Origin of the sequence: Streptomyces sp. WP-1, assembly GCF_030450125.1 — a bacterium.
Classification (GTDB): Bacteria; Actinomycetota; Actinomycetes; order Streptomycetales; family Streptomycetaceae; genus Streptomyces; species Streptomyces incarnatus.
In genome coordinates this window covers 4,471,301-4,494,847 of sequence record NZ_CP123923.1, presented here as the reverse complement: position 1 = coordinate 4,494,847, position 23,547 = coordinate 4,471,301, and the positions used below count along the sequence as shown (strand labels likewise).

Sequence of the window (23,547 nt, the reverse complement as noted above, 5' to 3'; positions counted from 1 at the left end):
TTCCGTCCCGTTTCGCCCACCCGATACCCTCCGAGTCGTGGCCGACATCCAGATTCCCGCTGACATCAAGCCCGCCGACGGACGTTTCGGCGCGGGCCCCTCCAAGGTGCGGACCGAGGCGCTCGACGCGCTCGCCGCCACCGGAAGCTCCCTGCTCGGTACCTCCCACCGCCAGGCGCCCGTCAAGAACCTGGTCGGTAAGGTCCGCGAGGGGATCTCCGAGCTGTTCTCCCTCCCCGAGGGCTACGAGGTCGTCCTCGGCAACGGCGGCTCCACCGCCTTCTGGGACATCGCCACCCACGGACTGATCGAGAACAAGTCCCAGCACCTCAGCTTCGGCGAGTTCTCCTCCAAGTTCGCCAAGGCCGCCAAGCTGGCGCCGTGGCTGGCCGAGCCGACGGTCATCGCGACCGACCCGGGCACCCACCCGGAGGCGCGGGCCGAGGCGGGCGTCGACGTGTACGCCTTCACCCACAACGAGACGTCCACCGGTGTCGCCATGCCCATCCAGCGGGTGGCCGGCGCCGACGAGGGTTCCCTCGTCGTGGTGGACGCGACCTCCGGCGCGGGCGGCCTGCCGGTCGACATCGCCGAGACCGACGTCTACTACTTCGCCCCGCAGAAGTCCTTCGCCTCCGACGGCGGCCTGTGGATCGGCGTCTTCTCCCCCGCCGCCATCGAGCGCGCGGAGCGGATCCACGCGTCCGGCCGGCACATCCCGGAGTTCTTCTCGCTGCCCACGGCGATCGACAACTCCCGCAAGAACCAGACGTACAACACCCCCGCGCTCGCCACGCTCTTCCTGCTCAACCAGCAGCTGGAGTGGCTCAACGGCCAGGGCGGCCTGGACTTCGCGGTCCGCCGCACCGCCACCTCGGCGCGCACGCTGTACAACTGGGCCGAGGACGTCAAGTTCGCCAGCCCCTTCGTCACCGACCCGGCGAAGCGGTCCGCGGTCATCGGCACCATCGACTTCTCCGACGACATCGACGCCGCCGCCATCGCCAAGGTGCTGCGCGCCAACGGCATCGTCGACACCGAGCCCTACCGCAAGCTCGGCCGCAACCAGCTGCGTGTCGCCATGTTCCCGGCGATCGACCCGGCCGACGTCGAGGCGCTGACCAAGTGCGTCGACTACGTCATCGAGAAGCTCTGACCTCTCGGGTACGACAGTGAGGGGCGCCCGGCGATCGTGCCGGGCGCCCTTTGTCGTCGTGCAGGTCGAAGAAGATCTGCCACCCGCCTCCGGCACATCGGGTGAACCCGGCCTCAGTCCCTGATGCTCCGGTGGACGCGGGCGATCACCTGCTGTGCCTCGGCGCCGTAGACGGCCGATTCCGCGAAGGTGTCCCAGACACGGCGGTAGAGGGCAATCGTTTCGGCGTCGTCCAGCCAGAGTTCGGCGTGCCAGTCCTCGACCACGACGAGGCGTTCGTCCATGATCCAGAAGCTGTTGCCAGGAAGCAGTCTCAGTCCGGCACCCAGAGGCACGATCCCCAGGTGGATGGTGTCCATGCCCACTACGCCTAGTAGGCGGTCAAGTTGAGCTGCCAGCACCTCCGGGGGACACACTCGGGAATGCAGTGCGCCCTCCCACATGACCAGGTCCAACCGTTTGCCCGGCTGGTACAGCCACTCCTGCCGTTTCATGCGGGCACGCACCGCCTCCTCCGTGTCCCGTGGAGACCTCTGGAGTTCGGCATGGCCCTCGAAGACGTACCGGGCGTAGTCGGCGGTCTGGAGCAGACCGCAGATGACATGGCTGTCCCATACGTGCAAGGTCCGAGAATTGGCGACGATGTTGTTCCACGTCTCCTGGACGGGGCGATGGCCCGCCGCCAGCTGTCGCCGCCAGGAGCGGATCTGGCTTTCGAATCCCTTGAGGCGGGCGCGTAGTTCATCGAAGACGTCAGGCTGTCCGGTGGCTTCGGCCCAAGCCCGCAGGTCTTCGTCGGTAGGCGTCTGCCGGCCGTTCTCCAGCTTGCTGATCTTCGACTGGCGCCATCCCAGTCGCTGAGCCAGTTCCGTACCGGTGAGCCGACCGAGAGGACCTCCGACCCGAAGTTCCCGAAGCCTGCGCCCCAGTTCCTCACGCGCCCTCTGGTAGTCCGTGCTCACCGGTACCCGCTCTTGTTCTTATGCTTCGCTGTGCATCTCCGCCGTGAACTGCTTCCACGGTACGGCGTGATGCCAAGCAGCATCCCGCACCATGGAGCAGCGCACCACCTCTGCGGGCTCGGTGATCAGATCCACGTGCGTGAGCTGGTCATCGTCATCGAAGCGCAGAAGCGCGATGAGACGACTGTCGAACAGCCAGAAATCTTCGGCGGGAAGGTTCAGCCGGTCCGCGTCGGAACGCCACAGATTGCGGATGTCCTCACCCAGGGTGCTGTTTCGCCTGGCGTTGTCGAGGAGGTAGAGCTGTCCGGTCGTCGGGGGCCGGTCCACGATGCGCACTCGCTCCACCCGCTTGCCCTGCGCAGTCTGGGCGCGGATCGTCTCGCACCACGGGTGGTCCGAGTTCCACTCGATCTCACCTGTCTCCACGAACTGCCGCCAGGTGTCGGTCTCCTCGTCACTCGCGTACCGCCGTCGGGTCTCCAGCCGCCAAGCGGTGTGCTCGAATGTGCTGAACAGGCTGTTGAATTCATCAAGATCGATCGTCCGCACCTGTCGGCCGCTCTCCTTCGGGGTCCAGTCGACCAGCAGATCTCGTGGACCACGATCGCGAGCTCTCCTTCCCTCTCCGCTGTGCCCGTTGACGAAGTCGGCGGCCACAGCATCTCGACTCCTCTGGGTGAATGTCCATGCATCCAGAGTGACCACGTGAGAATAATCGAGAATATGCGCCTCGCGGGCCCGCTTCCCCTCCCTACGGTCTTCCCGGACCAACCACCAGCCCCAACCGGGCCGAACGGGAAGGCACATCCATGCTGAACGGAAGCGACCTCTACGCGCTCGACATCACCTCCGCCTCCTTCGTCCAGGCCTGCGGCGGCCCCTGCACCGAAGGCTGTGTCACCCTCGCCCGCATCGGCGTGGACGCCTGGGCGCTCGGGGACAGCAAGCGGCCCGACATGACCCCGCTGCGGTTCACCACGGAGGAGCTGGGCGTGGCCGGGATCGACCCGGCGCGGTTCGGGCTCGCCGACTGAGCATCTCCGCAGCCCCCTTCGGTCCTGGCGGTACCGCGAGTCCGCCAGGGCCGATCGAGCCCACGAACAGGACCCCCGGTGCACCACCACGGCTACCTGTGGACCGGCCCGAAGGCGCGGTTCGATCAGGAGGCGTTACGGCGGCCTCCGTACCCCGAACCGCCACCCCCCGGCAGTCGGCCCGAGCTGATCGCGCGGTACCGCGAGGTGACCGCCGAGTTCCCGGTCTCGGATCTGCCCCCGCTGGAGACCGCCTACTGGCTGCTCAAGCCGGGCTCGCTCGTACGCGGCACCTGGCACTCGGCGCAGGACGCGGCAGCCTGGACGCGGCGACAACTGGACGCGTTCGCGGGGCGGTTCGCCGGGGAAGCGCGGAGCGGACGGGGAGCGCGGGACGCCCTCGTCGCCTCCGTGGCCGAGCGGCTCGGCGCAGGCGGTGATGTGTCGCTCGGCTTCTACCTCGAACGGCCCGCCTTCCTGTCCCTCTCCCTCGTCACCTGCTCCCCGAACCGCGCGCGGCCCGAACTCCCCTGTCCGCTCGGCGAGCCGGTGTCACCCGTCGCGCCGCCGCAACCGCCCCAGTCCGAACAGCCCCACCACCACGACCACCAGCGCCACCGCCCCCCACTTGACGGTCGGTCCGCCGGTCATCGAGCTGCTCGATGAGCCGTTCCCGGGGGCCGGGGAGGGCTTCGGGCTGTCGGGGGCGTCCTTGGCGATGACCTCGCTGCCGGCGCCCTCGCTGCTGTAGAGGAGTTTTGTGCCGTCGGCCGAGTAGGTGATGCCCTCGCCCTGGCCCTGGAGGGGGACGTCGAGCATTTCGGTGCGTTCGGGGTGGCCGTCGTTCCAGGAGTAGTAGATGCCGCCGATGTAGCCGCGCACGGCGAGGTGGCCGCCGTCGGGAGAGAAGGTGGCGTCCGTGGCCCACAGGTCGATGGGGGCGATCGGCTTGAAGATGTTGGCGCCGGTGGTGGAGAGGGTCGCGGGGCCCTCGTAGAGGTGGCCGCCGTCCTCCTTCTTGTCGATGATGTAGACCCGGCCCGTCTTGGGGTGGACCATCATCGACTCCGCGTTGCGGGGGCCGTTCGAGTACTTCACCACGTACTGGGTGGCCGTGATCGTCTGGTCCTTCAGGACCTTCGGCTCCGGGAGGCGGTAGATCCACACATAGGGCCAGCGGCCGTCGAAGTTGTCGCCGATGTCGCCGACGTAGATCTCGTCGTGCGGCCCGATCGAGATCGCCTCGACGTCGCGCGGGCTGCCCACACCCCGCAGCGTCACCCGGGCCACCGTCTTCCCGGTCGCGCCGTCCACGGCGTAGATGTACGGGCCGTCGCCGCTGTCGTTGTGCGTCCAGTAGATGCCGGGGTGGAGGTGGGACGCGGCCAGGCCACTGGACTCCGTGATCCGCGGGTCCGAGAAGGTGAAGCCCTTGTCCCCGGCGCTCGACGGGCTTCCGGTGTCCTCCGCGGCGGAGGCGGGCAGCGCGCAGGCGCCGGCGAGCAGGACGGCGGCGAGGACGGCGGACGGTCGGCGCATCCCCCAAGCCTGCCATTCCCGCCGGGGGTTCACCTCTCCGGCCGCCACCCGGGCACCCCCACGTGGCGGGCCTCACACCCCACCCGTCGCGGTGATCGTCCATGATGATCGGATGCTCAGGTTCATGCCCGTGGGCGACTCCATGACGATCGGGAGCGCGGGCGAACACACATGGCGTCACCGGCTGTGGCAGCTCCTGCGCGGTACGTACGACCCCGCCGTCACGCTCGTCGGCCCGCGCGAGACGCTGTACGACAAGCAGACCGGCACCGCGACGTCCCTCGCCTACGCCGACCCCGACCCCGACTTTCCCCGCGCCCACCTCGCGGGCTGGGGCGAGGGCTGGCTGCACATGGCCCCGCTGATCGGTGACGCGATACGCACCTGCCGGCCGGACGTCCTGCTCGTCTCCCTCGGCCTCATCGATCTCGGCTTCTACACCAACGCCGAGCAGACCGCCGAGAACGTCCGCGCCTTCGTCGACGCGGCCCGCGCCGCCGACCCGTGCGTCCGCATGGTCCTGCTGCCGGTGATCCCCAATGTCCGCGCCGAGACCGACGCCCCCTTCGCCGGCCAGGTCGCCCTCTTCAACGTCCTCCTCGCCAAGGCGGTCGCCGACCTGGACGAGCCCCGGTCGCCGATCCTGCTGGCGTCGCCGCCGCGGTCGTACGACATCCACGCCGACACGTACGACGGCACCCATCCCAACGCGAGCGGCGAGCAGCGGATCGCGGAGGCGTTCGCGGGGGCGATGCGGGAGGCGTGGGGAATCGGACGGGCGTACGCGGCTAGAACAGTCTGATCAGTTTGGCTGGATTTCGGCGTCACTTCGTCACCGTGCGTATCGTTGTACCGCGCGGCTGCATCATTTCGCCGGCAGCCGGGGAGGAGCGCCACGATGACCGTCCTTGAAGACAGGATCGAGATGGCCGACGCCGACGCCAAAGCCATGAACTTGGACGAGTGGTTCGAGCGCCTTGAGCGGATGCCCGTCCCCGAAGGATTCAGGGTCGAGATCGTCGGGGGCAACGTCTACGTGACGCCGCAGCGGGACACTCACTGGGTAATCATCCGCCGCATCGTGCGGGCGCTGGAGGACAAGTTCGGCATGGATGTCCTGGTGTTCTCGGACGTCCGTATCGACTTCCCCGGCGAGGCCAACGGCTTCTGCCCGGACGTCGCCATGCTCGACGAGGCGGCGAAGAAGGACGACACGGGCCACTGGCGCCACCAGGACGTGAAGTTCATCGCCGAGGTCATCTCGAAGGGCACGGCGGCGAACGACTACGGCCCCAAGAAGACGGCGTACGCCACCGCCGAGGTCCCCGTCTACCTCGTCGCCGACCCCTACCAGGGCAAGTGCCATCTCTACAGCCGACCCAAGGAGGGCGAGTACACCAGCGAACTGACGGTCGTCTTCGGAGCGGATGTCGATCTCACCAACACTCCCCTCGGCCTCACCCTCAAGACCGACGCGTTCCCCCGCGACTGACCCCACCCTTGCCTTGAGCCCACTCCAAGACGTTGGCTTACGACCATGAAGTACACGCAGCTTGGACGCACGGGACTCAAGGTCAGCCGGCTGGTTCTCGGGACGATGAACTTCGGGCCGCAGACGGACGAAGCCGACAGTCACGCGATCATGGACGCGGCGCTGGACGCGGGCATCAACTTCTTCGACACCGCCAATGTGTACGGGTGGGGGGAGAACAAGGGCCGGACCGAGAGCATCATCGGGAACTGGCTCGCCAAGGGCGGTGACCGCCGGGACAAGGTCGTCCTCGCCACCAAGGTCTACGCCAACATGGCCGCCGAGGGCGACGCCTGGCCGAACCACGACAAGCTCTCCGCGCTGAACATCCGGCGCGCGGTGGACGCCAGCCTGAAGCGGCTCCAGACCGATCACATCGACCTCTACCAGTTCCACCACATCGACCGGAACACCCCCTTCGAGGAGATCTGGCAGGCGATCGACACCCTCGTCCAGCAGGGCAAGATCCTCTACGTCGGCTCCTCCAACTTCCCCGGCTACAAGATCGCCCAGGCCAACGAGGCCGCCGCCCGCCGCGGCGGCACCATCGGCCTCGTCAGCGAGCAGTGCCTGTACAACCTCGCCGAGCGCCGCGCCGAGATGGAGGTCATCCCGGCCGCGCAGGAGTACGGCCTCGGGGTCATCCCCTGGTCCCCGCTGCACGGCGGGCTGCTCGGCGGTGTGATCAAGAAGGAGGTGCAGGGCGGACGCCGTGCCTCCGGGCGCGCCGCGGACACCCTCGCCGACCCGGCCGCCCGCGCGCGGATCCAGTCGTACGAGGACCTGCTCGACAAGCACGGCCTGGAGCCCGGCGAGACCGCCCTGGCCTGGCTGCTCACCCGCCCCGGCGTCACCGGTCCGATCGTCGGCCCGCGTACGGCGGAGCAGCTCCGGTCGGCGCTGCGGGCCGTGGAGCTGGAGCTGAGCGAGGAGCTGCTGGCGGACCTGGACAAGATCTTCCCGGGCCCGGGCCCCTCCCCGGAAGCCTTCGCCTGGTAGCTCGGCCCAAGGGGTCATGCGCCCCAAGGGGTCATGCGCCCCGAGGGGGCGCGGGGCTGTGTCCGGCATGCGGCTCCGCCGCGCGGGCGCGATCAGCCGATGACGGCCCGCAGCCGCCACCGGACCCGCGGCCCCGCCCCCTCGGGCGCGCACCGACCGACCGCTACCTGACAGCCGCCGCCACCGCGACGACCACCAACATGAGTACAAGCGCACCGGCCATGATCCGGTTCCGGGTTTTCGGTTCCACGCATCGAGCCTAACCGGACGCCCCGCACACCCAGCGCCCGACCGCCTCGTACCGCGGCCGCTCCCCCGGTACCCCCGAGGCCGGCAGGTCGCTCCGCACCAGCGCCAGCTCGGTCACCCGCCAGCTCCGGCCCGCGAACGCGCGCAGCAGCTCCACGTACGGTCGTACGTCCACCGCCCCCCGGCCGCGCGCCAGCGTGAGGTGGGCCTGGTAGCGGCGGTGCTCCTCCAGCCGCAGCCCCGCCCTGCGGCCCGCCGCCTCCGCCCGGCCCGCCAGCAGGCGCAGCGCGGCCACGTCGCCCGTCGCACCGGTCCACAGGGCACGCCCGTGGCCGAACTGGCCGCCACCGCCGAGGGCCAGCTCGAAGGGGGCGGTGTGCCGGGCGGCGCGGGCCAGACGGGCCGACAGATCGGGTACGACGTCCTCGGCGACCTCGCCGTAGAAGGCGAGGGTGAGGTGCCAGCCGGGGCGGTCCGTCCAGCGCAGCCCGTCGGCGCCCGGCAGCCGCCTCAACCGGTCGGCCTCCGGGGCCAGTTCGGCGGTGATGTCCGGTGGCGGCAGCACGGCGGCGAAGAGTCTCATGCCTTCACGATCCCAGAGGCGTCCCGGCATGATGGCCGCCATGACGATCACGATCCGCGCGGGCAGCCCCGAGGACACTCCCCTGATCCTGGCCATGCTGGACAGCTCCGTGGCGTGGCTGGTGGCCGAGGGGCGCCCCGGGCAGTGGGGCACCGAGCCGTGGTCGGCGAGTCCCCGGGCGGTGGAGGTGGTGCGGGGCTACGCCACCTCGGGCACCCCGTACATCGCCGAGACAGACGGTGTACCGGCCGCCACCCTCACCCTCAGCGACGCGCCCGGCACCTATCTGGAGCCCGCCGGCGAGACCGAGCGGTACATCCATCTGCTGGCCTCGGACCGCCGGTTCAAGGGGCGGGGCGCCGGTGCCGCGCTGCTCGCGCACGCGGCCGAGGTGACCCGGCGGGCCGGGGTGTCGCTGCTGCGGGTGGACTGCTACGCGGGCGACGACGGCAAGCTGGTCGCCTTCTACGAGAAGAACGGCTTCGTCCGGACCGAGACGTTCACCCACGGCCCGGACGCGTGGCCGGGTCAGGTGCTGGCCCAGAGGGTGCGGTAGTCACACCGACCGGTGGTCACACCGACCGGTAGTCGCACCGACCCCGCGAAGCACCGGCACCCTCCCAGGCGGGTGGCGTCACGCCGCCGTGGCCAGTTCCTCCCGCTGCCGCGGCACGAACCGCAGCCGCGGTGTGCCCCGCTCCCAGCCCACCGACAGGCGCAGTCCCCCGACGCGGGCGAGGACCAGGCCGATGACGCCGGCCGCGACCGCGGAGACGACACCGCCGAGGGCGAAGCCGACGCGGGCGCCGTAGGTGTCGGTGATCCAGCCGATGACCGGGGCGCCGAGCGGGGTGCCGCCCATGAACACCATCATGAACAGGGACATCACCCGGCCGCGCATGGCCGGGTCGGTGGCCATCTGCACGGTGGTGTTCGCGGTCACGTTGACCGTGAGACCGAAGATCCCGATCGGCACCATGAGCAGGGCGAACAGCCAGTACGACGGTGCCAGCGAGGCCACGATCTCCAGCGCGCCGAAGGTGAGCGCGGCGAGGATCAGCAGCCGCATCCGGGCCGAGCCGCGGCGGGCGGCCAGCAGGGCGCCGCCGAGGGAGCCGAGGGCCATCAGGGTGTTGAGGAGGCTGTAGCCACCGGCGCCGACATGGAAGACGTTGTCGGCGAAGGCGGACAGCCACACCGGGAAGTTGAAGCCGAAGGTCCCGATGAAGCCGACGAGGACGACGGACCAGATCAGCTCCGGGCGCCCGGCGACGTACTGGAGGCCCTCCCGCAGCTGTCCCTTGCCGCGCGGGGTCCGCTTGACCGGGTGCAGCTCGCGGGCGCGCATCATGAGCAGGCCAGCGATCGGCGCGGCGAAGGACAGGCCGTTGGCGAGGAACGCCCAGCCGGTGCCCACTCCGGTGATCATGAGGCCGGCGACGGCGGGGCCGACGAGGCGCGCGGACTGGAAGTTCGCGGAGTTCAGGCTGACCGCGTTGTGCAGCTGGTCGGGGCCGACCATCTCGGCGACGAAGGACTGCCGGGCGGGGTTGTCGACCACCGTGGCGAGTCCGACGAAGAACGCGGCGAGATAGACGTGCCAGACCTGCACCTGGCCGGTGAGGGTCAGCGCGGCGAGCACGAGACCGCTGAGGGCCATCGCGGACTGGGTGACCAGCAGCGCGGGGCGCTTGGGCAGCCGGTCGACGAGGACACCGCCGTAGAGACCGAACAGGAGCATCGGCAGGAATTGCAGGGCCGTCGTGATGCCGACGGCCGCGGAGGAGCCGGTGAGGCTCAGGACGAGCCAGTCCTGGGCGATGCGCTGCATCCAGGTGCCCGTGTTGGAGACGACCTGGCCGATGAAGAAGAGGCGGTAGTTCCTGACCTTCAGCGAGCTGAACATCGAGGACGTGCGGGCGGGGGTAGTAGGGGCGGTCGGTGCGGGGGCGGAAGGTGTTCCGGATCCCGTACTCAAACGGATTCGCCTCCTCAGGCTGCTGCTTTACAGGTGTGCGAGTTTTTCCAGCACGGGGGCGGCGGCGCGCAGCTTCGCCCACTCGTCCTCGTCGAGGCCGTCGGCGAGGTTCGCCAGGAACGCGTTGCGCTTGCGGCGGCTCTCCTCGAGCATCGCCTCGGCCTGCTCGGTCTGGGTGACGACCTTCTGGCGCCGGTCCTCCGGGTGCGGTTCGAGACGCACCAGTCCCTTGGCTTCGAGCAGCGCGACGATGCGGGTCATCGAGGGCGGCTGGACGTGCTCCTTGCGGGCCAGTTCGCCCGGCGTGGCCGAGCCGCAGCGGAACAGGGTGCCGAGCACCGACATCTCGGTGGGGCTCAGCGACTCGTCCACCCGCTGGTGCTTGAGCCGACGGGACAGCCGCATCACGGCGGAGCGAAGGGAGTTCACGGCGGCAGCATCGTCGCCATGGTTGAGGTCCGGCATGTCCTTAGCGTAACTCATTACTCTAACTAAAGACCACCGGGGCGCGCCGGTCCGCCCGTGATGCCCGCCACGGGGGCCCCGCAAAGCTTCCATCACCCGTATGAGTGAGTGACCGCCGGAAAGTGACGCATCCGCGGGGCGGTGGTGGCGACCCTCGTACCCATGGGGACCACTGTGCTCAGCCTGCGGATAGACGAGGAGCTGCTCGGACGGCTCCGGCAGCACGCGGCGAAAAGAGGAATGAGCGTGCAGGACTATGTGGTCCGCACGCTCATTCGTGACGACTTCGACCAGCGGTTCCGGACCGCCGTCGAGGAGACGGAGAGGTTCTACGGCGTCACCTGAGGACGCCGTGCAACGGTCCGGCTCAGGTCAGGCCCAGGGCCGGCATCAGGTAGTAGAAGGCGAAGACCGCCGAGACGACGTACATCGCCACCGGGATCTCGCGGTAGCGGCCCGCGGCCAGGCGCAGGACGGTGAAGGTGATGAAGCCCATGCCGATGCCGTTGGTGATCGAGTAGGTGAACGGCATCATCAGCATGGTCACGAACGCCGGGATCGCGATCGTGTAGTCGGCCCAGTCGATCTCCTTGATGGAGTGCGACAGGATCAGGAAGCCGACCGCGATCAGCGCCGGGGTGGCCGCCTGGGACGGCACCATCGTGGCGATCGGGGTGAGGAGCAGCGAGAGGGCGAACAGGCCGCCCGTGACGATGTTCGCGAATCCGGTGCGGGCGCCCTCGCCGACACCGGCGGTGGACTCCACGAAGGCGGTGGTGGCCGAGGCGGAGCCGGCGCCGCCGGCCGCGACGGAGAGGCCGTCCACGAACAGCACCCGGTTGATGCCGGGCATGTAGCCCTCGGCGTCGGTCAGCTTGGCCTCGTCGCTGATGCCCATGATCGTGCCCATCGCGTCGAAGAAGCACGACAGCAGGACCGTGAAGACGAAGAGGATGCCGGTCAGCACGCCGACCTTGGAGAAGCCGCCGAACAGGCTGACCTGGCCGACCAGGCCGAAGTCCGGGGTGGAGACCGGGTTGCCGGGCCACTTCGGGACCGTCAGGCCCCAGGAGGGGATCGTGGCGACGGCGTTGATGATCATCGCGAGGACGGTCATGCCCACGATGGAGATCAGGATGGCGCCCGGCACCTTGCGCACCATCAGGGCGAAGGTGAGCAGCGCGCCCAGGATGAAGATCAGCACCGGCCAGCCGGTGAGGTGACCACCGGTGCCCAGCTGGAGCGGGACGGTGGTCTGGGCGGCGTCCGGGATACGGCTGACGAAGCCGGAGTCCACCAGGCCGATCAGCATGATGAACAGACCGATACCGATCGCGATCGCCTTGCGCAGGCCGAACGGCACCGCGTTCATCACGCGCTCCCGCAGACCCGTGGCGACCAGCAGCATGACCACGAAACCGGCCAGGACGACCATGCCCATCGCGTCCGGCCAGGTCATCCGGGGCGCCAGCTGGAGGGCGACGACCGAGTTCACGCCGAGGCCCGCGGCCATGGCGATCGGCACATTGCCGATGACACCCATCAGCAGGGTGCTGAAGGCGGCCGTCAGCGCGGTAGCCGTCACCAGCTGGGCGTTGTCCAGATGGTGCCCGTACATGTCCTTCGCGCTGCCCAGGATGATCGGGTTCAGCACGATGATGTACGCCATCGCGAAGAAGGTGGCGAGACCGCCCCGGACCTCCCGCGCGACGGTGCTGCCGCGCTCGGAGATCTTGAAGTAGCGGTCGAGGGGGCCGCCGGCGAACGCGCCGCCCGGCTTCTCGGGGGTGGGGACCTTGGCAGGAGCCGAGGTGGACATGCGGGACCTCATCACCAGAGGGTTCCCCCGAGCCCTCTTGGAGTTTCCTACGATTAGAAGCGGTCAAAGACAAACGGTTTCAGTATGAAGGTATGACTACTAGATCGCTATCTCCGCGCGTAGAACGTATGCAGTTCTTGTGCGGATCCGGTCGTCATCCGATCGCCTCGTAAGCTGTCCGGCATGGCCAAGTGGATCCCCCAGCACGAGGCGCCCGAGCCCCTTGAGGGGCCCGTGGTCGCCACCATCACCGGCGGCACCATCGTCTGGTTCGTCCTGTTCCTCGTCCAGCTCCCCTTCTACGGCTGGTTCCACGACCACGGCCATCTGTGGTGGCTGTGGACCTGCCTGGCCGGGGGCGGGCTCGGGCTGATCGGCATCTGGTACGTGCGGGGGCGGGACGCGGCGCTCAAGCGGGCGGCGGGGGAGCGGCCTGAAACCACCCCCGTGGAGTAGCCCCGCCGGCGGAAGGCCGGGTGGGCGGGCGCGCAAAGGCCACGTAACGTCGGATACATGAGCCATATAGACGCCGGCGCCGAACTCGATCCGGTGCACCCGGTGGCCCTGCCCACGACCCGGGCGACGGGGCTGACCGGCGCGGAGGTCGCGGAGCGCCGGGCGCGTGGCCAGGTCAACGACGTACCCGTGCGCAGCAGCCGCTCGCTCGGGGAGATCGTCCGGGTGAACGTGTTCACCCGGTTCAACGCGATCATCGGCATCCTGTGGGTGATCACCCTGTTCGTCGCGCCGATCCAGGACAGCCTGTTCGGGTTCGTGATCCTCGCCAACACCGGCATCGGCATCGTCCAGGAGTGGCGGGCCAAGCAGACGCTGGACTCGCTCGCGGTGATCGGGGAGTCCCGGCCCACGGTGCGCCGGGACGGCGAGGCCGTGGAGATCGGCACCGCCGAGATCGTCCTGGACGACCTGATCGAGATCGGGCCGGGCGACAAGATCGTCGTGGACGGGGTGTGCGCGGAGGCCGACGGGCTGGAGATCGACGAGTCGCTGCTCACCGGCGAGGCCGACCCGGTGGTCAAGCGGCCGGGTGATCCGGTGATGTCCGGCAGCTTCGTGGTCGCGGGCGGCGGCGCCTTCGCCGCGACCAAGGTGGGCCGGGAGGCCTACGCCGTCAAACTCGCCGAGGAGGCGTCGCGCTTCACGCTCGTCCACTCCGAGCTGCGCACCGGTATCTCCACGATCCTCAAGTACGTCACCTGGATGATGGTCCCGGCCGCGATCGGCCTGGTCGTCACCCAGCTCGTGGTCAAGAACGACGATCTCAAGGGCGCGGTCGCCCGCACCATCGGCGGCATCGTGCCGATGGTCCCGGAGGGCCTGGTGCTGCTCACCTCGGTGGCCTTCGCGATCGGGGTGATCCGGCTCGGCCGCAAGCAGTGCCTGGTGCAGGAGCTGCCCGCGATCGAGGGCCTCGCCCGCGTGGACACCGTCTGCCTGGACAAGACCGGCACGCTCACCGAGGGCGGCATGGACGTCACCGAGCTGCGCACGCTCGACGGCGCGGAGGAGTCGTACGTGCGCAAGGTGCTCGGCGCGCTCGGCGAGTCCGATCCCCGGCCCAACGCCTCGCTTCAGGCGATCATCGACGCCTACCCGGACAACGAGGAGTGGCGCTGCGTCGAGTCGCTGCCCTTCTCCTCGGCCCGCAAGTACAGCGGGGCCGCGTTCAGCGAGGGCGACGGGGAGACCAGCACCTGGCTGCTGGGCGCCCCGGACGTGCTGCTCGGCGCCGACGACCCGGCGCTCGCGGAGACCGAGCGGCTCAATGAGCAGGGGCTGCGGGTGCTGCTGCTGGCGCGGGCCCGCCGGGACCTGGACGACGCGGCGCCGGCCAAGGGCGCCCGCCCCACCGCCCTGGTCGTCCTCGAACAGCGGCTGCGCCCGGACGCGGCCGACACCCTGGGCTACTTCGCCGAGCAGCGGGTGGCGGCCAAGGTCATCTCCGGGGACAACGCGGTCTCGGTCGGCGCGGTCGCGGCCAAGCTGGGCCTGGACGGAACGGCGACGGACGCGCGGCGGCTGCCCGAGGACACGGCGGAGATGGCCCAGGTGCTGGACGCGGGGACCGTCTTCGGGCGGGTCACCCCGCAGCAGAAGCGGGACATGGTGGGCGCGCTCCAGTCGCGCGGGCACACGGTGGCGATGACCGGCGACGGTGTGAACGACGTGCTCGCCCTCAAGGACGCCGACATCGGCGTGGCGATGGGCTCGGGCTCGGAGGCGACCCGGGCGGTGGCGCAGATCGTGCTGCTGGACAACAGCTTCGCGAGCCTGCCGTCGGTGGTCGGCGAGGGCCGCCGGGTGATCGGCAACATCACGCGGGTGGCGACGCTGTTCCTGGTGAAGACGGTCTACTCGGTGCTGCTCGCGGTGCTGGTGGTCTGCTGGCAGGTGGAGTACCCGTTCCTGCCGCGCCATCTGACCCTGCTGTCCACGCTCACCATCGGCGTCCCGGCCTTCTTCCTGGCGCTGGCGCCCAACAACGAGCGGGCGAGACCGCACTTCGTGCATCAGGTGATGCGGTACTCGATCCCGGGCGGCGTGGTGGCGGGGGTGGCGACCTTCGTGACGTACCTGATCGCCCGGCACTACTACACGGGGCCCGGCCAGCTGGCGGCGGAGACCAGCGCGGCCACGCTGACCCTGTTCCTGATCTCCATGTGGGTGCTGTCGATCGTCGCCCGCCCCTACACCTGGTGGCGGGTGGTGCTGGTGGCCTCGATGGCGGTGGCGTTCCTGCTGGTGCTGGTCGTCCCGGCGCTCCAGGACTTCTTCGCGGTACGTCTGGTGGGGCTCGCCATGCCGTGGACGGCGGTGGCAGTGTCGGTGGTGGCGGCGGCCGCCCTGGAGTTCCTGTGGAAGTGGGTCGACCGCCGCTTCCCCGCCTAGCGGGGCTTACTTCACGTCGACGTAGTCACCCGTGGCGGTGGTCGCCGGGGTGGTCGTGGTGCCCGCGAAGGCGTAGCGGAAGTAGCCGTCGACCGTGGCGGTGGCCGTGGTCTTCAGGTTGCCCGTGGAGTTCGTCCTGACGGTCTTCAGCGTGGTGTAGGTGCTGGAGCCGCTCTTGCGGAACTGGAGCTTGACCGGCTGGTCGGCGTAGCCGTGGTACTTGCCGTCCTCCCAGTCGGCGCGGGCCAGCTTGCCGGAGACCGTGACGGTCTTGCCCTTCTTCACCGGTTCCGGGGCGGCGTCGGTGTTCAGGGTCGCCCAGCGCTGGAGGTTGTAGGAGTTGGTCGGGTCCTTGACGGCCACGCCCACCTTGGTCATGTCGGCCGGCTTGGTGGGGTTCTGGCCGTTGAACGCGACGGCGTAGGCGGCGGCCTTCCAGGCGCCGGCGTCCTCGCTGAGCAGCTCGGTCGGGTCGATGGCCACGGTGGACTTGCAGGAGGCCACCGTCTTGGAGGTGTCCGTGCAGGTCGAGACCGCGCTGTCGAAGTAGAAGATCGAGTCGTCGAAGGAGGTGCCGCGGTACAGCTCGATGGCCGCGACGAAGTCCTTGGCGTGGATGTTGACCTCGGTGCCGTGCGTCAGCGTGAAGGAGACGGGCACCTTGACGACGTTGGTGGTGCCGGCGGCGATGTTCTTGCCGTTGTTCACCTTCACGGCGGAGAAGGTGGCGTTCAGCGGGTAGGGCGTGCCCGAGGCGGCGACGGCGAAGGCCGAGCGGCCCGGGTGCTGGGCGGCGTGGGCGACCTTGCTCGCAAAGTTCCCCGCGGGCACCCGCTCCTGCCCGGCGGCGTGCGCCGCGGGCAGGGCGAGGGCGGAGAGGGCCAGGGCGCCGGAGACGGCGGCCACGGTGGCACGAATACGCATGTGCGGTTCCCCTGCGTACGAAGTAGACGGGGAGTCGGACGACTCCCGAGGATCAGACAGCGCAGGCAGGGGAACGGTTGTACGAGACGTGTGAATTTCGTGAGAGACGTCCGGAGGTCAGTCGAACCAGCGGTCGCGGGCCAGTTCCGCCGTCCGGGACGGGTCCTCCAGCAGGGCGGCGACCTCGAAGCGGCGCGGCCACTGCCGGGCCGCCCAGGCGAGTCCGGCGGCGACGCCCTCCAGGGTGGCCGCGTGCAGCACCCCGTCGTCGGTGAGCCGCCAGTCGATCTCCACGCCGTCCACGACCAGTTCGTCGTGCTCGACGTACGTGTCGGGGGTGCGCGGGCCGAGGAGCAACCGCACCGGCTCCGGTACGTCGTGCTCGGTGCCCTCGGAGTGCACCTCGCCGGTGACGGACTCGCTGAGCCGCCGCACCTGGAACAGCTCGGCCAGCTCGGCGGCGCGGGACGGCCTCACGGGCAGCAGGGGCACGCCGGAGGTGAAGGGCAGCAGGTCCGGGGAGTCCACGACCACGGCGTCGGCGGCGTCCACCACCGTCACCCGTCCGTCGGTGACGGCCCGCAGCTCGTCCGGCAGGGTGACCTGCTCCGGGTCGATGTCGGCCAACGCGCCGTACAGGCCGTGCAGTTGGGCGCCGGTGACCGGGCGGTCGGGGTCGGCGAGCCGGTCCAGGAGTTCGGCGGCGCCGCCGGGCTCGTCCAGCAGGGCGCCGACCGAGGTCCGCACGCCGAGGGCGCGCAGCACCTGTTCGTCCTCGAACCCGGTGGCGTCGGCCTCGTCGTACAGGCCGCGCAGCAGCGCCTCGCCGCCGGCGGCGAGGAGGCCCGCGGGGCGCCGGCCGTCCAGCACCGGGTGCCCGCGCAGCCACCAGGCGGTGTACGGCCGTACGACCTCATGGGTGCCGTCGGGCAGCAGGACGCGCACCGGCTGGGTGAGAGCGTCGCGCAGCGGCGGGCGGGCGAGCAGGGTGAGGGCCTCGGGCCAGTGGTCGTCGTCCACGAGGTCGAGGTCGCGGACGGCGACGAGTTCGGTGGCGACCGGGGGGACGGGGCTGTCCGGGAAGCGGTCGAGGATGTCCTCGCACCACACGTCCACGGCGTCCAGCAGCCCGGCGTCGTCCGGTTCGGCGAAGTCACCCTCACGGGGCTCCAGTTCGTCCGGGTCGAGGACGACGTCGGTGGCGCGGACCAGCGCGAAGGTGGCGAGCACACCGCAGGCGGTCAGCGGCTGTTCGCCCCACCTGTCCGCCAACTCCTGCTCGACAGCCGCAAGTTCGCCCTCGCGGATCACTCGGGCGAAGGCGCTGCCGGGGAACACCAGCTCGCCGGCGGGGGCGAGTTCGCCGTCCTCGTCGGGCAGCGCGAGGGCGCCGAGCCAGGGCTCGTCACCGGGCTCCAGGCCCGCGTCCCGCACCAGGCCGAGGACGGTGTCGGCGAGTTCCTCCGCGTCGGGGGCGTCCTCCTCCCAGCCGAGGGCGCCCCCGTCGTCCAGGGAGGCGGCGACGGCGGCCCGCACCTGGGGGGTGGTGAGCACCGCGCGCGGGGTGGCGGGCAGCGCGCCCAGCTTCTCCAGCAGCGGATGGGCGGCGTCCTCGTGGGCGACCTTCAGGCCGAGCCGGGCGAGCACGTCCGCGTCGATCCGGGGGCCGTCGGGGGTGGGCAGCAGCACCTGGCGGGGACCGATGGTGGTGCGGCCTCCCCCAGAGCCGAAAGCCTGGGTGGTGCCCCCGGCAAGCGGCACGGGCAGCCCCGAGAGCCGCTCCACGTCCACGCCCGCGAGGCTGTCGTAGAGCCGCCACCACCAGCCGGGGTCCTTCTCCAGGCCCGCGAGCCGGTCCACGGCGTCGGCGAGCGGGAGCCGGGCGACACCGAGGGTGCGCAGCTCGGCGCGGCGCTCCAACCCGGCGGGCAGCAGGGTGGGCAGCACCTCGGCGAGCACCCGCACGGTCTCGGCGCCGGCGCCCTCAACGATCTCCGCGTCCCGGGGCCGCAGCGCCTCCGGCAGCTCGTCCTCGCCGCCGTCGCCGGGCAGGGCGGGCGGCAGGAACGCGGTGCGCGGCAGCCGCTCCAGCAGGGCCTGGCGCAGCGCGCCGTCCAGCTCGCCCTTGCCGAGCGGTCCGGGTACGAGGTCGACGGCGGCCTCGGTCACCGGGCGCCACCCGGCGAGCAGTTCGGTGTACACATCGGCCGCGCGCCGCACCAGGAAGTCGGTCAGCGGGCCGGGCGCGGTGTGCCGGCGGGTGGTGTCGAGGGGGAAGGAGGCGATGAGGAGGGCGGGCACGCCGAGGGGTTCGTCGCTGGGGGTGGGGGCGTGCACGACGGGGGACGTGCGGGGGCGCACCGGGCGGCCCTGCTCGTCGGTGGGCACGGCCCAGGTCACCGACCAGTGGGGCCGCAGCCGCTCCTCCACCGGCCGGTCGGCGAGCAGCTCCTGGGCCAGCGGCCCGTGCGCGGAGGCGGTGCGCCAGCGGGTCGCACCCTCCCGTGAGTCCGCTACGACGGTGACGGCGCCCTCGGTGCTTCGGCGCAGGGTGCGGGGCGCCTCGTCGCCGGTCTCGATGACGACCTCCTCCAGGCCCGGGAGGGTGAGGAGGAGCGCGTCGTCCACGGCGTCGAGCAGGCGCTCGGCGAGGTCGGCGGCGGCCGCGTCGCGCAGCGGCAGGATGACGGCGGTGTCGTACGGGTCGGGGGCGGTGCCCTCGGCGGCGAAGGGCAGCCGGAGCAGCGGGACATGGCCCGCGCGGCGGCGCACCTCGTCGCCGAGTCCGGGGCTGTGCCGGGCGGCGTCGGCGGCCAGCTCGCGGGCCTCGGCGAGGGACCAGCGGACGCCGCCGTGCCGGCCGACGAGGGCGGGCTCGTCGGTGACCGAGAGGACGGCGGCGAAGCCGACGCCGAAACGGCCGACGGCGCCGTGGGTGGAGTCGGCGTCGCGCTTGGCGGAGGCGCGCAGCGTGGACAGCGACTCGACGCCGGTCGCGTCCAGGGGGGCGCCGGTGTTGGCCGCGATCAGCACGCCGTCGCGGAGGGTGAGGCGCAGCCGGCCCGGCACATGGGCGCGGGCGGCGGCGTCGGCGGCGTTCTGCGCCAGCTCGATGACCAGGCGGTCCCGGTAGCCGCCCAGGACGAGGTCCTCCTCGGCGTTGGCGTCCTCGCGGAAGCGGGCGGGGCTGGTGGCCCAGGCGTCGATGACACCGCGACGCAGCCGGGCCGTCCCGAAGGGATCGGCACCCTCGGCCGCCGGCCGCACGTACTTGCTGCTCACGTTCACACTCCTCGTCGACGTGAGGAAGAAGGTACAGCGCGGGGCCGACATCCCGACTTCTCGCCCACCCGCCCGTCCGACCCGGTGAGCTGGAGGGCGGGCGAGGAGGCCGGCCCCCGCGGTCGGCTCCGAGGGCCGAGTGGGTCGGTTCCGAGGGGCGGGTGGGCCGGTTCCGGGGGCCGGGTGAGTCGGTTCCGGGGGCCGGGTGAATCGACGCGGGCCGAGGTGTCCCGGGCGCCCGCCGGTTCGACGCTCCGTCAGCCGGGGCCGCCAGCCGCGGGGGCCGGACTTGTGGCGGACGGCCGGGCCGGGCGGTGGAGACGGCCGGGACGCGTCGCGCCCGGTGGTGGCGGAGCCCTCAGCGCAGTACCCGGCGGTACACCTGACGGGAACCGCCCTCCGGCCCGGGATCGGCCGGTTCGGCCGGGGTGAAGTGCAGTCGCTCGTAGAAGACGCGGGCGCCGCTCGTCACCGCGCCGGGGTGGTCGGGGCCGAAGGTGACGACCTCGACGGTGGCCGGGGGGCGGACGAAGCGGTGGATCGCGTCGGCCAGCAGGGCGCGGCCCACGCCCTCGCCCCGGGCCCGTTCCGTGACGACCAGCCAGTGCACCTTGTGCACCGGGGGGTTGCCGCCGAAGAGGAGGGCACCCAGGAGATCCCCGGACGCGCCCTGGACCACCAGCGCCGTGCCGCGGCCGATGCCGTGCCGTACGGCCTCGGTGAAACCGGGGTCGTCCACCATCGGGCCGAACCAGTGCTCCACCTCGGCCGCCAGGGAGAGGAACCCGGGGAGGTCCGCTTCCCGCGCGAGGCGGACCGGGGTCACGAGTGGCCCAGTTCCGCCGTCTCCTCGTCCGTCGTCTCCGGGACCGAGCCGGAGTCGCGGGCGGGGTGCAGCGGGAAGGGCTCGACCCGGGTCTCGTCGATGACCGGCGCGGCCGGCTGCGGGGGCTTGGGCATGACCGCGGCCTCGGAGTGGCCGCCGCAGCCGTAGGCGAGGGAGACCACCCGGCCGTCCGCCGGGGCGAACTCGTTGGCGCACACACCGAACGCCTGGCCCAGCGAACCACCGATGGGTGCGAGGAAACCACAGGTCAGACATGTGGCCGGGGCCGCCTGGGCCATCGGCGTCGTCGGCCCGAACGCCTCTTCCCAGCGGTCGGCCGCGCTGTGCAGGCCGTACCGGGACAGAACGCGCGCTCTGCGCATGCCCAGTTCCTCGGCCACCGAGGCGATGGAGCCGCGCGTGGGCAGCGTCGGCTGGACGGCCGGCGCGCCCGGGCTCACGTCCGCGTCCTCGGCCTCCGCCAGCTCGGCCATCTCCTCGGACACCGCGGAGTCGGCCGGCGGCTGGTCCTCGCCGGTGTAGCCCGGTTCGAGGCGCAGGTCGTCCTGGTCGGTGGGGAGCAGATCGCCGGGCCCGAGGTCGCCGGGCCGCAGCCGCTCGCTCCACGGCACCCACTCCGGCGCGAGCAGCGCGTCGGGGCCGGGGAGCAGCACCACCTCGTCCAGCGTGACGACCTTGGCGCGGGAGGCGCGGGCCACGGTGACGGCCCAGCGCCAGCCCCGGTAGCCCAGTTCCTTGCACTCGAAGAAGTGCGTGACAACACGGTCGCCCTCGGAGACGAGCCCGGAGTGCTCGCCGACCACACCGGGCGCGGCCGCCTCCTCGGCTGCGGCACGGGCGAGGTCGACCGCCTCGGCGCACAGGCGGTCGGGGGTGCGGCTTCGCGTTGTCGCTGCGCTCACAGGTATCGCTTCTCTCCTACGCCGTCTCGTCAAGGCGGCTGCCTTAGGCGGGTTGGCCGACGGAGCGGACCTCAGGACCGCATCGACGTCTGCATCATCCGCGCGCTCGGGCGCACCTCTGCCATCCATTCTGCGTTATGGCTGAGATACGCACGCTACACCGAACAGGATTCATTGCCGCTCGGCGGCATTCTCCCCCACTCCATCCCCTCCTCCCGCCCCCTCGGCGGGCACGGTTCACCGCCATACGTGCCGTATCCGTACTATCCGGCGGCATCTCGGGGCACTATGAACCTCGTGGCAACCGCGGACAGGCATGGGGTTCGGGGGGGCGGTGCGCGCCGGGTGGGCGGTGCCGCCCGGTCCGTCGGGCGTGCCCTGCACCTTCCCGTGACCGGCGCCGCGCGCGGCATCCGCCGGGCCACACACGCGCACGGCGCGGGCGAGTCGGGCCTCGGCAAGCTGATCGAACTGCACGCGGTGAACGGCGCCGGGGACGTCATGATCACCGTGGCGCTCGCCTCCACCGTCTTCTTCTCCGTGCCGACCGACGAGGCGCGCGGGCGGGTCGCGCTGTACCTGGCGATCACCATGGCGCCGTTCACCGTCCTCGCCCCGGTCATCGGCCCGCTCCTGGACCGGCTCCCGCACGGGCGCCGGGCCGCGATGGCGGCGGCCATGCTGGCGCGGGCGCTGCTCGCCCTGCTGATCTCGGGCGCGGTGGCGACCGGGAGCCTGGAGCTGTATCCCGCCGCGCTCGGTGTGCTGGTGGCGTCCAAGGCGTACGGCGTGGTGCGCAGCGCCGTCGTACCGCGGCTGCTGCCGCCGCTGTTCTCGCTGGTGAAGGCCAATTCCCGGGTCACCCTGGCCGGGCTGCTGGCCACCGGGGTGGCCGCGCCGATCGCGGCGGGGCTGCACCGGCTCGGCGATCCCTGGCCGCTCTACGGCGCCTTCGTGATCTTCGTGGCGGGCACGGTGCTGTCCTTCTCGCTGCCGCCCAAGGTGGACTCGGCCCGCGGTGAGTCGGTGGCGCTGCTCGCCGCCGAGGAGAGGCGGCTGCCGAGGACCAAGGTGAAGCGGCCCGGGCTGCGCACGGTCGGGCCCGCCGTGACCCACGCCCTCGGCGCGAACGCGGCTCTGCGCTGTCTGTCCGGTTTCCTGATCTTCTTCCTCGCCTTCCTGCTGCGCGAGCACCCGCTCGGCGGCCGGAGCGCGGTGGTCTCGCTGGGCCTGGTGGGCGTCGCGGCCGGCGCGGGCAACGCGCTGGGCACGGCGGTCGGCGCGTGGCTCAGATCACGGGCGCCGGAGATCATCATCGTGACCGTCGTCGCGGCGGCGCTGGGCATGGCGCTCGTGGCCGCGGCGTTCTTCGGGACGGTCCTGGTGACCTGCCTCGCGGCGGTCGCCGGGTTCGCGCAGGCGCTGGCCAAGCTGGCGCTGGACGCGCTGATCCAGCGGGACGTCCCGGAGCTGGTGCGCAGCTCGGCCTTCGCCCGCTCCGAGACGCTGCTCCAGATGGCGTGGGTGTTCGGCGGCGCGGTCGGCATCGTGATGCCGCTCAACGGCACGGTGGGGCTGCTGGCCGGCGCCGGGTTCGTGGCGGTGGGCTGGCTGAGCACCCTGCGCGGCCTGATCGCCTCCGCGCGGTACGGCGGCCGGCCCCGCGCCCGGGTGGCGTGAGCGGGCGCTCCGGCGTGCCGGGGCGATGCCGTGGCTCCGACGTGAAGAGGAGCTGTCGTCAAGGGGCAGGTGGCGTGACGAACCCGGACACGCCGGGGTTGTCGCGGACACGACTGGCGTAACGAACCGGGCACGCCGCACCCCGCGTGGGCGGACGGCTCCGGGCGACCGATAATCTTTCGACCATGACCACGCTGCCCCGCGGCGAAGCCGCTGAAGTACCCCGCGTCGCGCGGCGCCGCCGCGCCGCCGCCGGCGCCGTTGCCGCCGGACTGCTCGTCCTGTCCGCCTGCGACAAGCCGACGCCCACCGCGACGATCACCGTCGGCAAGGACTCGGTGCACTCCGAGGCGGTCTGCTACAACGACGGCAAGGCGCTCGACGCCAAGGCGCTGGCCGACTGCGCCAAGAAGACCGGCGACGCGAAGGCGATCTCGGTCGGCGAGGACTCCACGATCCGGATCGGTGTCGACCCGAAGATCGCGGACGCCGGCTGGGCCGTGCTGGTCAACGGCCGCCCCTTCACCAGCCTGAGCAAGGAGACGTACCGCACCCTGCCGGGCAACGCGTTCTTCAACGAGCAGTACGGCACCGGCGGCGCCTCCAACACGCTGGTGATCCAGATGGGCTCCAACCCGACCAAGGGCGTGTGGTCCTTCAAGCTGAAGAAGGCCTGATCACGAC

Annotated in this window: 22 protein-coding genes and 1 pseudogene; 12 read left to right on the top strand and 11 right to left on the bottom strand. The window is 71.3% G+C overall.

Translation table 11 applies throughout. From position 1 onward, the window contains the following. The first annotated feature begins 37 nt into the window (after window positions 1–37). Window positions 38–1,156 (top strand): phosphoserine transaminase, encoded by a 1,119-nt coding sequence (serC, locus tag QHG49_RS19710; protein ID WP_145485912.1) that lies wholly within the window; start codon window positions 38–40, stop codon window positions 1,154–1,156. A 113-nt stretch (window positions 1,157–1,269) separates the two neighbouring features. On the opposite strand, the gene QHG49_RS19705 is transcribed toward serC, so the two are convergent. Both QHG49_RS19705 and QHG49_RS19700 read right to left on the bottom strand, forming a co-directional pair. After that, on the bottom strand, window positions 1,270–2,118 hold the full coding sequence (locus tag QHG49_RS19705; RefSeq protein WP_159702477.1) for a helix-turn-helix transcriptional regulator: 849 nt from the start codon (window positions 2,116–2,118) through the stop codon (window positions 1,270–1,272). An 18-nt stretch (window positions 2,119–2,136) separates the two neighbouring features. Continuing rightward, window positions 2,137–2,778 carry a DUF6879 family protein gene (locus tag QHG49_RS19700; protein ID WP_370530486.1) on the bottom strand — a complete coding sequence of 214 codons (642 nt, stop codon included), beginning with the start codon at window positions 2,776–2,778 and terminating at the stop codon, window positions 2,137–2,139. A gap of 152 nt (window positions 2,779–2,930) precedes the next feature. Between QHG49_RS19700 and QHG49_RS19695 the strand changes: the two genes are divergently transcribed. Continuing rightward, entirely contained in the window at window positions 2,931–3,155 is a 225-nt protein-coding gene (locus tag QHG49_RS19695; protein ID WP_159702480.1) for a DUF397 domain-containing protein, read from the top strand. Window positions 3,156–3,233: 78 nt separating this feature from the next. Next, window positions 3,234–3,695 (top strand): annotated as a pseudogene (locus tag QHG49_RS19690) (hypothetical protein); the annotation flags it as partial. Between the two features lie 12 nt (window positions 3,696–3,707). Here QHG49_RS19690 and QHG49_RS19685 read toward each other — a convergent pair. Beyond that, window positions 3,708–4,694, bottom strand: a complete 987-nt coding sequence (locus tag QHG49_RS19685) for a PD40 domain-containing protein (RefSeq protein WP_159702483.1) — start codon at window positions 4,692–4,694, stop codon at window positions 3,708–3,710. A 112-nt stretch (window positions 4,695–4,806) separates the two neighbouring features. On the opposite strand from QHG49_RS19685, the gene QHG49_RS19680 reads away from it, so the two are divergent. The 3 genes from QHG49_RS19680 to QHG49_RS19670 all read left to right on the top strand — a co-directional run bounded on the left by QHG49_RS19680 (window position 4,807) and on the right by QHG49_RS19670 (window position 7,224). Continuing rightward, window positions 4,807–5,496 carry an SGNH/GDSL hydrolase family protein gene (locus tag QHG49_RS19680; RefSeq protein ID WP_301490539.1) on the top strand — a complete coding sequence of 230 codons (690 nt, stop codon included), beginning with the start codon at window positions 4,807–4,809 and terminating at the stop codon, window positions 5,494–5,496. A gap of 96 nt (window positions 5,497–5,592) precedes the next feature. Then, on the top strand, window positions 5,593–6,186 hold the full coding sequence (locus QHG49_RS19675) for a Uma2 family endonuclease (protein ID WP_301490538.1): 594 nt from the start codon (window positions 5,593–5,595) through the stop codon (window positions 6,184–6,186). 45 nt (window positions 6,187–6,231) lie between these two features. After that, on the top strand, window positions 6,232–7,224 hold the full coding sequence (locus tag QHG49_RS19670; RefSeq protein WP_301490537.1) for an aldo/keto reductase: 993 nt from the start codon (window positions 6,232–6,234) through the stop codon (window positions 7,222–7,224). A gap of 259 nt (window positions 7,225–7,483) precedes the next feature. On the opposite strand, the gene thpR is transcribed toward QHG49_RS19670, so the two are convergent. Further along, window positions 7,484–8,056 (bottom strand): RNA 2',3'-cyclic phosphodiesterase, encoded by a 573-nt coding sequence (gene thpR, locus QHG49_RS19665; RefSeq protein ID WP_145485905.1) that lies wholly within the window; start codon window positions 8,054–8,056, stop codon window positions 7,484–7,486. Between the two features lie 40 nt (window positions 8,057–8,096). Between thpR and QHG49_RS19660 the strand changes: the two genes are divergently transcribed. Then, on the top strand, window positions 8,097–8,612 hold the full coding sequence (locus tag QHG49_RS19660; protein WP_301490536.1) for a GNAT family N-acetyltransferase: 516 nt from the start codon (window positions 8,097–8,099) through the stop codon (window positions 8,610–8,612). Window positions 8,613–8,690: 78 nt separating this feature from the next. Here QHG49_RS19660 and QHG49_RS19655 read toward each other — a convergent pair whose 3' ends face one another. Continuing rightward, window positions 8,691–10,034: an MFS transporter gene (locus tag QHG49_RS19655; protein ID WP_301490535.1), complete on the bottom strand. Its 1,344-nt coding sequence runs from the start codon at window positions 10,032–10,034 to the stop codon at window positions 8,691–8,693. Between the two features lie 27 nt (window positions 10,035–10,061). Then, window positions 10,062–10,499, bottom strand: a complete 438-nt coding sequence (locus tag QHG49_RS19650) for a MarR family winged helix-turn-helix transcriptional regulator (RefSeq protein WP_159702501.1) — start codon at window positions 10,497–10,499, stop codon at window positions 10,062–10,064. A 162-nt stretch (window positions 10,500–10,661) separates the two neighbouring features. Here QHG49_RS19650 and QHG49_RS19645 point away from each other — a divergent pair, with 162 nt between their 5' ends. Further along, window positions 10,662–10,844, top strand: a complete 183-nt coding sequence (locus QHG49_RS19645; protein WP_145485901.1) for a ribbon-helix-helix protein, CopG family — start codon at window positions 10,662–10,664, stop codon at window positions 10,842–10,844. A 22-nt stretch (window positions 10,845–10,866) separates the two neighbouring features. Here the strand turns inward: QHG49_RS19645 and QHG49_RS19640 are convergent, their stop codons facing one another. Next, window positions 10,867–12,318 (bottom strand): NCS2 family permease, encoded by a 1,452-nt coding sequence (locus tag QHG49_RS19640; RefSeq protein WP_145485900.1) that lies wholly within the window; start codon window positions 12,316–12,318, stop codon window positions 10,867–10,869. 183 nt (window positions 12,319–12,501) lie between these two features. Between QHG49_RS19640 and QHG49_RS19635 the strand changes: the two genes are divergently transcribed. Together QHG49_RS19635 and QHG49_RS19630 are read left to right on the top strand one after the other, a co-directional pair. Continuing rightward, window positions 12,502–12,774, top strand: coding sequence for a DUF2530 domain-containing protein (locus QHG49_RS19635; RefSeq protein WP_145485899.1), 273 nt, complete (start codon window positions 12,502–12,504; stop codon window positions 12,772–12,774). A gap of 57 nt (window positions 12,775–12,831) precedes the next feature. Beyond that, complete coding sequence (locus QHG49_RS19630) at window positions 12,832–15,228, top strand: HAD-IC family P-type ATPase (RefSeq protein ID WP_301490534.1); 2,397 nt, start codon at window positions 12,832–12,834, stop codon at window positions 15,226–15,228. 6 nt (window positions 15,229–15,234) lie between these two features. Here QHG49_RS19630 and QHG49_RS19625 read toward each other — a convergent pair whose 3' ends face one another. The 4 genes from QHG49_RS19625 to QHG49_RS19610 all read right to left on the bottom strand — a co-directional run bounded on the left by QHG49_RS19625 (window position 15,235) and on the right by QHG49_RS19610 (window position 21,183). Further along, a complete protein-coding gene (locus QHG49_RS19625) occupies window positions 15,235–16,152 on the bottom strand; it encodes a hypothetical protein (protein ID WP_301490533.1) in 918 nt (305 codons plus the stop codon). 117 nt (window positions 16,153–16,269) lie between these two features. Next, window positions 16,270–19,485: a sacsin N-terminal ATP-binding-like domain-containing protein gene (locus QHG49_RS19620; RefSeq protein WP_301490532.1), complete on the bottom strand. Its 3,216-nt coding sequence runs from the start codon at window positions 19,483–19,485 to the stop codon at window positions 16,270–16,272. A 307-nt stretch (window positions 19,486–19,792) separates the two neighbouring features. Next, on the bottom strand, window positions 19,793–20,260 hold the full coding sequence (locus QHG49_RS19615; protein WP_159702513.1) for a GNAT family N-acetyltransferase: 468 nt from the start codon (window positions 20,258–20,260) through the stop codon (window positions 19,793–19,795). Beyond that, a complete protein-coding gene (locus QHG49_RS19610; RefSeq protein ID WP_145485894.1) occupies window positions 20,257–21,183 on the bottom strand; it encodes a DUF3027 domain-containing protein in 927 nt (308 codons plus the stop codon). The genes QHG49_RS19615 and QHG49_RS19610 overlap by 4 nt, the downstream gene beginning before the upstream one ends. Window positions 21,184–21,471: 288 nt before the next feature. On the opposite strand from QHG49_RS19610, the gene QHG49_RS19605 reads away from it, so the two are divergent. After that, window positions 21,472–22,863: an MFS transporter gene (locus QHG49_RS19605; protein WP_186337740.1), complete on the top strand. Its 1,392-nt coding sequence runs from the start codon at window positions 21,472–21,474 to the stop codon at window positions 22,861–22,863. 185 nt (window positions 22,864–23,048) lie between these two features. Next, window positions 23,049–23,540, top strand: a complete 492-nt coding sequence (locus tag QHG49_RS19600; protein ID WP_301490531.1) for a DUF2771 domain-containing protein — start codon at window positions 23,049–23,051, stop codon at window positions 23,538–23,540. Window positions 23,541–23,547: the final 7 nt, after the last annotated feature.